This window comes from Paraburkholderia ferrariae NBRC 106233, from assembly GCF_000685035.1.
Classification (GTDB): domain Bacteria; phylum Pseudomonadota; class Gammaproteobacteria; order Burkholderiales; family Burkholderiaceae; genus Paraburkholderia; species Paraburkholderia ferrariae.
The window spans coordinates 147,216-158,401 of the sequence record NZ_BAYB01000027.1; the positions used below are offsets into that span (position 1 = coordinate 147,216).

Here is an 11,186-nt window from a genome sequence, read left to right on the forward strand (position 1 = left end):
CCTCTGGCCAATTGGCCAGGGGAATACCGCTGTGCCGCTGTGCCGGTGCGCCGCCGCGTCTGCGAAGCCCGCCGCAAGCGGGGGGTATTCCGCGCGCCGCCCGATTTGGGGCGACAATACGTAATTGCGCTGTCGTACGGCGCCCACTCTTTCCCCGGGAGGAACGACATGGCGAGCCACTCCGTCTTCGAAGTCGTCGTCCTCGTCGTGGCGGTGGCACTCTATTTTCTGCCTGCGCTCGTCGCCGACCGGCGCCGGCGCCGCGATCTCCTGATCATCGCCATGGTCAACGCCGTGCTCGGCTGGACGGTGATCGGCTGGCTGCTCGCGCTCTACTGGGCGTTCCAGCCGAACCCGCCGGTCGATCTCGTCAAGCAGACGAAGGACCGCGAGCGCCGCCTCGGCATGGGCCTCTTTTCGCGCAAGCTCTCCGACCGCATTGCGGCGCGCGCCGCGCGCGGCAGCGGCGGCGGCAACCGCAAAGGCCCGTTGCAATAATTCGAAGTCCCAGGCGAGCGCACGCACCGCCTGGGTAATCCCCCCTCTATGGAGCCCGCCCCATGCATCACGCCGCCCCGCTCTTGGCCTTCGCCGCCGTTTCGCTCGGCATGGCGCTCACGCCTGGACCGAACATGATCTATCTGATCTCGCGCTCGATCTGCCAGGGGCGCAAGGCCGGCCTGATCTCGCTGGGAGGCGTTGCGCTCGGCTTCGTGTTCTACATGCTGTGCGCGGCCTTCGGCATTACCGCGCTCCTGATGACGGTGCCTTTCGCCTACGACGCGCTGCGCCTCGGCGGCGCGCTCTATCTGGTGTGGCTCGCGTGGCAGGCGCTCAAGCCGGGCGGCCGCTCGCCCTTCCAGGTGCGCGAGCTCACGCCGGACAGGCCGCGCAAGCTGTTCCTGATGGGCTTCGTGACGAACCTGCTGAACCCGAAGATCGCGATTCTCTATCTCTCGCTGCTGCCGCAGTTCATCGATCCGCACCAGGGCAGCGTGCTGGGCCAGTCGCTCGTGCTGGGGGCGATCCAGATTGCGTTGTCGATCAGCGTGAATGCCACGGTTGCCGTGACGGCAGGCACCATTGCCGCCTTCCTGGCCGGCCGCCCGACGTGGCTCGTGGTCCAGCGCTATCTGATGGGCACGGTGTTGGCGGGACTCGCCGTCAAGATCGCAGCGGAAGGCCGGCGCTAGGCTGAGAGGTCAACGCCTGGAAGCGAGCGCCAGGGCCCGCCCTCTTTTGCAGCGTTACCGCAGCGTTCCGGGCAGGCCAGCCGGCCGATGCTGCTGCGGCACCCGCGGCACCTGCGTTATACGCGGCTTGCCGACGCGCGCGTAGCGTCCACGCGCAGCTTGACCGAGCCTGCGGGAATGGAGCGCGGCTCGATGCGGATCATGTCCTCGGCGAACATGTCCTGGCGCAATTCGCCGTGTTCGTCGAACCATTGGCAGATCAGCCAGTGACCCGCGGCGAAGCCGACCGGCCCGGCATACATGACGGTCATGCGTGGACCGCCGGATTTGAGGGTGACAACGTCGCCAATGCCGGCCATAGCGGCGCGCGGGCTTTCGGCAACGTCGATGGTCGTATCAAGCATGTGGATCCCCGGAAATTGGGTTGAGGCGATCCCTGGCTGGGCACTGCGTTTTCGCCAGGATCTTTCCCTGCATTTCCCCGTTTTGTGCGCCGGTTCGTCGATAATCCCTGCCCGGCTTTTTATAGGTCTGGCAAGACTAACAACACGAATTACTCAGCGCAAGCGATTTTTAGAAAAAATGCATGAAACCGGATTTTCCCTGATATGCCGGAGTGCGGAAATAATCGCCCCAGCATAAATTACCCTGCGAGCCGGCTCAGCCAGGTAAAAGCTGCTGCCGCAAAAGCGCCGTGGCACCGGCTGTGCGGCCATTTGCGGCCCGGCTTGCGGCACCGCAAAAATCCCGGATTACCCGACGAAAGCTCGCCGTATCGCGTAACATAATTACCCGGATAAGTTTTTCGGCTCGCACTGCTGAAAACGTTTCCTCGTCGCCTTTCCGCCCGGTCGTTTTATTTTATGGAGCGGCTTTTTGAGCACTTCATTAAATCGGGAATCGGAATTAGCCATACTATTTAATCGACGGCGCCGAAATATCGCCGTCACATTTTCCCGGGTCCGCGCCACGCATTGCCCCGCTCCAAAAAGCGAACGCCCCATCCAGACGATCCGGATGGGGCGTTCTTCTGGCGGCAGCAGCCGGGCCGCCTATTCGGGGAACGGCAGCGTCTCCTGGCCCTGCGCGCGCATTCCGAACGCGTTCAGCGTCATCGCCACCAGCGCGTAGTAGCCGAGCAGCCCGACCAAATTCACCGTCACCTCGCGCCCGAAGCGCTCCATCGCGCGCGCATAGGTTGCGTCGGATACGCGTTTCGCATCGTATAACTCGGTCGCGAACGCGTAGATGAGCGCGTCGTCCGGTTCCTCGAACTGCGGTTCGCCCCCGTTGCGGATCTGCTCCGCCAGCGCGGCGGGCACGCCTGCCTCCAGCGCGATCGGATAGTGGATGTACCACTCGGCCTGGGCCTGCCAGCGCGCCGCCGTCACGAGAATCGCGAGTTCGGAAAGACGCAGCGGCAAGCCCGTGCGGTACCGGCAAAACGCGCCCAGCCGCTGGGCATGCTGTGCGAGTTCGGGGCTGTAGATCCAGCCGAGGAACGGCCCGTTCAGGTTGCCGCGCGGCCCGGAGAGGATTTCGTCGAGCACGGCCTTCTGCTCGGGCGACGCCTGTGCGGCGTCGAATGCGGGCAGCCGCGGGTTCTGCGATTGCGTCATAAAGGACTCCGTGAATGTGGGGCCGCGCTTACGCCGCGCGCGTTACGCCGGTAGCAACGAAGGCAGCATCGATCGCGGTGGAAAGGCGCTCCGCGATGGTATCGATATCCTGCGCCGTGCAGATGAAAGGCGGCGCGAGCAGCACGTGATCGCCGTTCCTGCCATCGACGGTGCCGCCCATCGGATAGACCATCAGGCCGCGCGCGAAGGCCTCGCGCTTGATCGCCGCGTGCAGCTTCAGCGCCGGATCGAAGCTGGCCTTGCTTTCGCGGTCCTGCACCAGTTCGACGCCGACGAAAAGACCGCGCCCGCGCACATCGCCCACCCACGGATGTTGTGCGTAGCGTTCGCGCAGATTCGCACGCAGTTGTTCGCCGCGCGCAAGCACGTTGTCGAGCAGTTTCTCTTCGGCAATCACGCGCTGCACTTCGAGCGCCGCCGCGCAGGCGGTAGCGTGGCCGATGTAGGTGTGACCATGCTGGAAATAGCCGCTGCCGCCCGTGATCGTGTCATAGATGCGGCGGCTGACAAGCGTCGCGCCGATCGGCTGATACCCGGCGCCCAGCCCCTTCGCGATCGTCAACAGGTCCGGCGCAACGCCGTCTTCGTCGCACGCATACAGATAGCCGGTGCGGCCCATGCCCGACATGATCTCGTCGAGAATCAGCAGGACACCGTAACGATCGCAAACCGCACGGATCTTGCGAAAGTATTCGCGCACGGGCGGCACCGCGCCGGCCGTGGCGCCCACCACCGTCTCCGCGACGAAGGCGGCCACGGTCTCGGGCCCGAGTTCGAGAATCTTGTGTTCGAGCTCGTCGGCGAGGCGCTGCGCATAGGCTGCGTCGGATTCGCCCGCGAGACGTTCGCGATACGCGTAGCACGGGCTCACGTGATGCGATTCGATCAGGATCGGCAGGAACGGCTCACGGCGCCACGCATTGCCGCCAATCGCCAGCGCGCCGAGCGTATTGCCGTGATAGCTCTGGCGACGCGCGATGAAATGGCGGCGCGCCCGTTCGCCCTTCTCGACGAAGTATTGGCGCGCAAGCTTCAGCGCGGCCTCGATGGCCTCCGAGCCGCCCGAAACGAAATAGACATGCTCGAGCCCCTCGGGCGCGGCGGCGACGAGGTGATCGGCCAGTTGCTCGGCCGCCTCGGTCGTGAAGAACGACGTGTGCGCGTAAGGCAGTTGCTCCGCCTGGCGCCTGATCGCGCCGATCACGCGCGCGTTGCTATGGCCGAGGCACGAAACGGCCGCGCCGCCGCTGGCGTCGATATAGCGCTTGCCGGTGGAATCGATGATTTCGATACCCTCGCCTGCTACCGCAACAGGCAGCGTCTGCTTGGGCATCCGGTGAAAGACCTGGGTCATGGCGTTCTCTCGATGCGATGAAAAGGGTGTCGGCGCAGCAGCGCCTTCAATGCGTGGCGCGGGTGGCGCGGACGAAGCGGTCGAACACGCGCTCGCCCTCCTGCCAGACGCCGAGGCTCACCCCCTCGGCGCCGATGGCAAGGCTTGCGGTGGCGAGCGTGTTCTCGTCGTCGGGATCGTTCGGATCGGCGCGGAAGATCGGCAGGCCGGCGCCCGCCCGATCTTGCAGCACACCAACCAGGGCTTCGGCGTCCGGCTGGGTGCCGAGTGCGGGCAGCAATTCGGCAAGCCGCGCCTGGCGGTCGCGCGACGAATCGGTAACGATCTGCGCCTCGCACTCGCAACCCGCGTGAATCAGATGGTTCGCGTGGCCGGACAGTGCGTTGACCGGCACGATCGAGCAGCGCTGCGCCGTTGCCTCGACGCTGTAGAGGCGCACGCCATCTGCCTGCACGCCGCCGATCGTGTGATGAAAGCCACTCGCGCACGGCGTGTCGCGCAACAGGGCGAGGGCTTCGTCGAGCGTCGCCGCGTCGAGCACGGCGCGCGCGAGGATCATGCGCGGCACGCCGGCATGCGGCTCGCGGATGCGCACATTGTTGATCGCCTGCGCGAGACCGGCCCGCGTGGCGGCGAAGGTGTGGCCGGGCAGCGATCCCGGGTAGTAAAAGCTCACGAAACCGGGCTTGTCCTCCGGCTCCGCCTCGACAACCAGGCAGCGCCCGCGCAGATAAGGGTCGCCATCTTCGTTATGGGCGATCAGGCCGCCGGCGGGCACCGGCGCCGCGAGCGTCGTGCAGCCGTCCGGCACCCGATGGATCAGTTCGCCGCGGCAGTTCCAGAGGAAGAGATCGTCCGCCGGCCAGCCGAGTGCCGCAGCCATGGCGTCGAGTTCGGCGACGTAGGCCGGGAAATGGCGTTGCGCCGCCTCGCGCAACTGTTGCGCGAAGGCGCTGCCGCGCCAGCGGCTCACGGCCTGCCACGCGGCGCTTTGCGCCATATAGGTCGCGAAGATGGGCCGTGCCAGAAGGCCAAGCTCGTGGCCGATCGCCTCGGGTGTGCCGCCGACCCGGAAAGACTTCAGTTCCTGCATCGATGTTCTCGCCTCGATCCGTAATGGGCGATTTATACGCCCCATCAACATATGTTGTCAATTATAACGTATACGCAACATATGGATTTGGATGCGGCGCGAAAATGCAGGCACCCCTTGGGTCATGAGGGCGCCGGCACGGGGGGAAAACCTGCGGAGAAAAAATTGCGGATCGGAAAACGAGAAAACTAACGTGCTTTCGGGGGACGTCATTCAGAGCGCATCACGGCACGTAGGCGCCGCGCGTATTGAGCGTGCGTTCGGCCCGTTCCAGCCGCGTCACGGCGTCCGCGCCTTCCAGCGCGAGCAGATGCGCCACGAGCGCTTCGGAGAGCGCCGTCGCCGCCACCAGAGAAGGAAAAAAAGACGGGCTTTCGTGCGTGAAGATCAGCACCTTCTCGGCATTGAGCGCGATCGGCGAAACCGCGCTATCGGTAATCGCGATCAGGCGGCTGCCCTTTTCCAGCGCGGCTTCGGCCACGCGCACCGCTTCGACCGAGTACGGCGCGAAACTGATGACGATAGTCGCGCTGTCCCGCTCGATACCCAGCAACTGCACTTCGAGCGTGCCGGCCTCGCCGCCCAGGAGCGACACCGAAGGCCGAAAGAGCCGGTAGCCGTACACGAGCCCGAACGCCACCGCGTAGCAGGAGCGAAAGCCCGCCACATGAACGTGCTTCGCCTTGCGCAGCACGCGCGCGGCCTCCACGGTCGCGCGCGCATTGTGCGCGGCGCTCGCTTCGAGGTTGTGCTGCTGCGCGACGAGCAGATCGTGCGCGAGTCCGTTCTTCGCGCTGCCGGCCACGAGCGAACGGGCCCGGCTCGTCAGCGGCTCGGGGCGCGTGCGCACCCGCGCGACGAACAGGTCGCGCAGTTCGTTCCAGCCGGGAAAGCCCAGTTGCTGCGAGAGCCGCACGAGCGAGGCGGGCTGCACGCGGGCGCGCTCGGCCACCTTGCGCATGGACGAGACGGCCACCTCGTCCGGGTGATCGAGCAGGAACGCGGCCCCGGTCTGAAATTGCGGGCTCAGTTCGGAGAAGCGGGTGCGGATGAGCGCGGCGAGCTGGTCGAAGCTGTCTGGCATGCGGGCAACGAATCGGTGGATGACAACAAATGTTACCACCGGTGTTGCGCGATGTTGCGAGACCGATGTCGCGAAGCCGATGTCGCGATACGCAGAGCCGGCGCTATTGCGCGAACCGTGCCTCGTTGAGATCGGAAATGAGCGTCGGTCCCGTGGGGCGCCAGCCCAGGCGATCCTGCGTCCATGCGCTCGAAGCGGGCATGTCGGGAGCCGCGAACATGCCCATCCATCCGAAGTGCGCTGCCGCCTCCTCCGGTGCGATCGACACGACGGGCAGATTCAGGCCCCGGCCCAGCGCCTCGGCAATCTTGCGGCTGATCACCCCTTCTTCGCCCACCGCGTGAAAACGCGCGCCCGGCTCGGCGGCCTCCACGGCCAGCCGGTAGAGCCGCACGACGTCGGAGAGATGCCCCGCCGGCCAGCGGTTCTTGCCCTCGCCCACATAGGCGACAACGCCTTTTTGCCGGGCAATCTCGATGAGCGGCGCGATGAGGCCCTGCTTGAACGGATTGTGCACCTGCGGCAGCCGCACCACCGACACGTTGACGCCCGACTCCAGCAGCGCATTCCCGGCCAGCTCGGACGCAATGCGCGGATTCGGATGGCGGGTGTCGAAGATGTCTTCGGTCGCCGGCTCGCCGTGGTGGCCGCTGCCCATCCCGGTTCCCGAGGTGATGACGAGGGGCCGGTCCGAGCCCGCCAGCGCAAAGCCGAGTGCGGCGATGGCGCGCTTGTCCTTCTCGCAGTTTTCGACGAAGCGCGAAAAGTCGTGGTCGAAAGCCGCGTGGATGACCGCATCCGCCTGCGCGGCGCCGCGGCTCAGGCTTTCGGGGTCCTCCAGCGTGCCCCGGTGCACTTCGGCCCCGGCCGCGGCGAGGGCTTGCGCACCCGCGTCGGAGCGGGTCATGCCGATCACCTCGTGACCGGCGTCGAGAAGTTCGGGAACGAGCGCCGAGCCGATAAAGCCGGTCGCGCCCGTAAGAAAGATACGCATGCTGATGCCTCCTTGTTCGTCGTGCGGCCACTATCCGACGATTCGCACCTGCGTTGAAGTCGTGACCTCATCGTAGTAAACCGACTAACAGGATCAGAAAGGATCGCCAAAGCGGCAAAGGCCGCCGATGGGGCAGACGCGGTACCATCGTGCCCATTCCGGTCCTCTGCTCAGGCGTCACCATGGCAACGCAAACCTTTGAACCCGCGGTCACCGTCCTTCGCGGCGGCATCGTCGAAACGACGCACGCGGCCCACATCGCGGTGGTCGATGCCAGCGGCCGGCTACGCTACGCGTGGGGCGACCCGCACCGGCTCACGCTCGTGCGCTCGGCCGCCAAGCCGGCCCAGGCGCTGGCCGTCATCGAAACGGGCGCGCTCGACCGCTTCGGTTTCGACGACGCCGATCTCGCCCTCATGTGCGGCTCGAACAGCAGCGAAGACCGGCACGTGGCGCGCACGCGGCAGATGCTCGCGAAAGTCTCGGCGCAGGAGTCCGACATGCGCTGCGGCCCTCACCCGCCCATCTCCGACGCGGTCTACCGCGACTGGATCAAGCGCGATTTCACGCCGGGGCCGGCCTGCAGCAACTGCTCGGGCAAGCACGTGGGCATGCTTGCGGCGGCGCGCGCGATGGCCGCGCCGATCGACGACTACCACCTGCCGGACCATCCGTTGCAGGCGCGCGTGCGCCACACCGTCGCCGACGCTTGCGGCCTGCCCGACGAGGCCGTGCAATGGGCCATCGACGGCTGCAACCTGCCCACGCCCGCGTTCCCGCTCGACCGGCTCGCGCGACTTTACGCGAGTCTCGCCGACGCGGCGGATCGAACCGCCGCCACGGGCGGCACCACTCTGCCGGCACGCACAGCGGCGCTCGCGCGCATCTACCGCGCGATGACCTCGCACCCGGAGATGGTGGCGGGCGAAGGCCGCTTCTGCACGGAGTTGATGCAAGCGTTCGGCGGCGCGCTGGTCGGCAAGTTAGGCGCGGACGGCAGCTACGCAGTGGGCGTGCGCGCCTCGGCACAGACGGCGGCGCATGCGGGCAACCGTGCGCTGGGCTTCGCAGTGAAGATGGAAGACGGCAACCAGACCGCGCTCTATGCGGTGGTCGTGGAGATGCTGGCGCAACTGGGTATCGGCACGCCGGCGCAACTGGAGGCGCTGGCGCGGTTTCATGCGCCGCGGATCAGCAATACGAGGGGCGTCGAAACAGGTGGGGTTTCGGCCAGGGTGAGCTTGCGGGCGGCGGAATAGCCACATTGCCAAGCCCGGAAATGACCGGAAACCGGTACCCATCGACCGGTTTCCGGTATCGCCCTATTGCCGTTACAACAACGCGACCACCTTCACATCGCTGCGGTCCGCGGCCGCGACTACCTTCCCGTCCACGCGCCGGAACGTGAGCGTGACCGCCGATTTGCCCACGCGCAGATCGCTCACTTCGAGCCAGTCGATCCCTTCCGGCAGCATCGGCTCTTCCACCCTCACCTCGTGGCGCGCGGCATCGATCGAAATGCCCAGGCACGCCTCCAGCATCATGAACGGCGAGCCGGCCGCCCAGGCCTGCGGCAGGCACGCGACCGGATAGGCCGTGGGCGGTTCGCCGCGGCGGCGCGGGAAGCCGCAGAAGAGTTCCGGCAAGCGCATGTCGAAGGTCACGGCCGCTTCGAAGAGCGCCTGCAGGAGGCGCACCGCGGCGTCCTTGTGGCCGTAGCGCGCGAGCCCGCGCGCGCAGATCGCGTTGTCGTGCGGCCAGACCGAGCCGTTGTGATACGCCATCGGATTGAAGCGCGCCTGGCCCGCCGCGAGCGTGCGCACGCCCCAGCCCGTGTGGAACAGCGCCGATTCGAGCACGCGCGCCACCGTATGGCCGCGCTCGTACTCGGGCAGACCGAACGCGAGCAGGTGCCCGGCGTTCGAAGCCAGCACGCGGCAGAGTTCGCCGTGGCCGTCGAGCGCGATGCCGTAGAAGTCCGACTCGGGCATCCAGAACTTTTCTTCCACGCAGCGGCGAATCTTCGCGGCGCGCGCCGCATAGCGGGCCGCATCGTCGGCAAGGCCGCGCAAGGTGGCAAAGCGCGCCATCGTGTCGAACGCGGCGCTCGCGTAGGCCTGCACTTCCACCAGCGCGATCGGGCCGTCCGGGAAACGGCCGTCGGCATGGAAGACGGAATCGTGGCTGTCCTTCCAGCCCTGGTTGGCGAGACCGCCCTCCGACTCGCGCCGGTAATCGAGCAGGCCGAGCGCGTTGCGCTCGCACACGCCCGCCACCCAGCCTGCCGCGCGTTCGAGCGCGGGCCAGAGTTCGTCGATCAGCGACGTGTCGCCCGTGCGCTCGACATAGGCGCCCGCCAGCACGACGAAAAGCGGTGTCGTGTCCACGCCGCCGTAGTAGAGCGCGAACGGCACCTCGCCGGTCGCGGCCATTTCGCTCTTGCGCATCTCGTGCATGATCTTGCCAGGCGCCGCGTCGCGGAACGCCGAGTTCTCGCGCGCCTGGTGCGCCGCGAGAAAGCGCAGCACGCCGCGCGCCAGCGCCGGCTGCAGCCACAGCGTCTGCAGCGAAGTGATGACGGCGTCGCGCCCGAACGGCGTGGAAAACCACGGAATGCCCGCGTACGGATAGGGGCCCGTCGGCAGATCGGTGGTCAGGAGGCCAAGGTCGGCAATCGAGCGGTTGATCCACGCGTTGAAGAGCGGGTTGCTCGAACGCACGCGCGCCGTGGCCCGGCGCCGCTCGCGCATCACGATGTGCGCATCGACCAGGGCGGCGCGCACCGCGGCGCGGCCCACGCGCTGCTCTTTCCCGTCGGCGAGGCAGTGCGCGGGCTGGATGATGCCCGCGCTCGGCGTGTCGGGCGCGGCGCCCGCGAGCGGCTCGACCTCGATCGCCACGGTCAGATAGACCGACACGCAGGCCTGCGCGGCCAGATCGACCGAAAAGTCCGCACGGTCGGCAAAGAGCTTGTCGGGCGTGGGCGAGAACTCGATGCGCACGCGCCGCGCCACCTTGTCGAGGCCGATGTATTCGAGCCGCACCTCGCCGTCTTCCACGCGCGGCGGCACGATCGTGCCGCGCACTTCGCGCTTGAGGCCGCGCACTTCGAACATGTCGCGAAAGTCGCTCGCAAACGAGATCGAGAGCGGCACCACGGCGTCTTCGGTGCCGTAGTTCGTGAGCTCGATGGCCTCGGTCATCATCGTGCCCGAGAGCACGCGCGAGCGCTGCACGTGGATCACGCCTTCGGGCGTGGTCGAGCCGCCGAGCGGCGGCAGCGGACGATTGGTGAGGTGCGCGGTGAACGCGGTGTTGTCGCTGCTCACGCTGCCCGAGAGCAGCGACGGCACGCGGCCGCCGAAGGTGAGGCGCAGCGAGGACAGCACGCGCGTGTCGTTGACGAACAGACCGTCGTCGATGCCGGTGAGGTCGCCCAGCGGATCGTTGACGATGAACGTGTCGCCCGACTTCAGCACATGCTGGGTCGCGCTCGCGACCTCGGGGGTTTCGGGCGCGATGAACGCGCCGTCCGTATCGTGTTCGGGATGATCCACGCCGCCTGCGTGGGTGACGCCGCCAAGTGCTTCTGGATCCTGCATCGCCTGACTCCTATACCGGCGCACGCCGGTTCACGGTTCGCTTCCGCTCGATTGTAGAGGCTTCTGCGGCGGCGTACGAAACGTTTGGCGGGCCCCGCAAGAAACATGCGCGAAAAAAAAGCCCGCACGCGCGGGCGTGCGGGCTTTTCATCCGTGTTTGCGTCCTTGCTTGCGGCTTGCGGCTTGCGGCTTGCGGCAGGAGCCGGCCGCCTAGCGTTGCGAAACC

10 protein-coding genes are annotated in these 11,186 nt (G+C 66.9%); 3 read left to right on the forward strand and 7 right to left on the reverse strand.

Annotated elements, in window-relative coordinates:
• Window positions 1-168: 168 nt before the first annotated feature.
• Together BFE01S_RS25995 and BFE01S_RS26000 are read left to right on the forward strand one after the other, a co-directional pair.
• Window positions 169-498, forward strand: a complete 330-nt coding sequence (locus tag BFE01S_RS25995) for a superinfection immunity protein (protein WP_028228019.1) — start codon at window positions 169-171, stop codon at window positions 496-498.
• Window positions 499-560: 62 nt separating this feature from the next.
• Window positions 561-1,193 (forward strand): LysE family translocator, encoded by a 633-nt coding sequence (locus tag BFE01S_RS26000; protein WP_028228020.1) that lies wholly within the window; start codon window positions 561-563, stop codon window positions 1,191-1,193.
• A gap of 116 nt (window positions 1,194-1,309) precedes the next feature.
• On the opposite strand, the gene BFE01S_RS26005 is transcribed toward BFE01S_RS26000, so the two are convergent.
• The 6 genes from BFE01S_RS26005 to BFE01S_RS26030 all read right to left on the reverse strand — a co-directional run bounded on the left by BFE01S_RS26005 (window position 1,310) and on the right by BFE01S_RS26030 (window position 7,358).
• Entirely contained in the window at window positions 1,310-1,597 is a 288-nt protein-coding gene (locus tag BFE01S_RS26005) for a YodC family protein (RefSeq protein ID WP_042338562.1), read from the reverse strand.
• A 648-nt stretch (window positions 1,598-2,245) separates the two neighbouring features.
• Window positions 2,246-2,812, reverse strand: a complete 567-nt coding sequence (locus BFE01S_RS26010; protein ID WP_028228022.1) for a carboxymuconolactone decarboxylase family protein — start codon at window positions 2,810-2,812, stop codon at window positions 2,246-2,248.
• Window positions 2,813-2,840: 28 nt separating this feature from the next.
• Window positions 2,841-4,187 carry an aspartate aminotransferase family protein gene (locus tag BFE01S_RS26015; protein WP_028228023.1) on the reverse strand — a complete coding sequence of 449 codons (1,347 nt, stop codon included), beginning with the start codon at window positions 4,185-4,187 and terminating at the stop codon, window positions 2,841-2,843.
• A 46-nt stretch (window positions 4,188-4,233) separates the two neighbouring features.
• Window positions 4,234-5,280: a C45 family autoproteolytic acyltransferase/hydolase gene (locus BFE01S_RS26020; RefSeq protein WP_028228024.1), complete on the reverse strand. Its 1,047-nt coding sequence runs from the start codon at window positions 5,278-5,280 to the stop codon at window positions 4,234-4,236.
• 223 nt (window positions 5,281-5,503) lie between these two features.
• The gene (locus tag BFE01S_RS26025) at window positions 5,504-6,364 is read right to left on the reverse strand and encodes a MurR/RpiR family transcriptional regulator (protein WP_028228025.1); all 861 of its coding nucleotides are present in this window, start codon (window positions 6,362-6,364) and stop codon (window positions 5,504-5,506) included.
• A gap of 103 nt (window positions 6,365-6,467) precedes the next feature.
• Window positions 6,468-7,358 carry an SDR family oxidoreductase gene (locus BFE01S_RS26030; RefSeq protein ID WP_028228026.1) on the reverse strand — a complete coding sequence of 297 codons (891 nt, stop codon included), beginning with the start codon at window positions 7,356-7,358 and terminating at the stop codon, window positions 6,468-6,470.
• Between the two features lie 182 nt (window positions 7,359-7,540).
• On the opposite strand from BFE01S_RS26030, the gene BFE01S_RS26035 reads away from it, so the two are divergent.
• Complete coding sequence (locus BFE01S_RS26035; RefSeq protein ID WP_028228027.1) at window positions 7,541-8,617, forward strand: asparaginase; 1,077 nt, start codon at window positions 7,541-7,543, stop codon at window positions 8,615-8,617.
• A gap of 72 nt (window positions 8,618-8,689) precedes the next feature.
• Here BFE01S_RS26035 and BFE01S_RS26040 read toward each other — a convergent pair whose 3' ends face one another.
• Window positions 8,690-10,960 (reverse strand): amylo-alpha-1,6-glucosidase, encoded by a 2,271-nt coding sequence (locus BFE01S_RS26040; RefSeq protein WP_028228028.1) that lies wholly within the window; start codon window positions 10,958-10,960, stop codon window positions 8,690-8,692.
• Window positions 10,961-11,186: the final 226 nt, after the last annotated feature.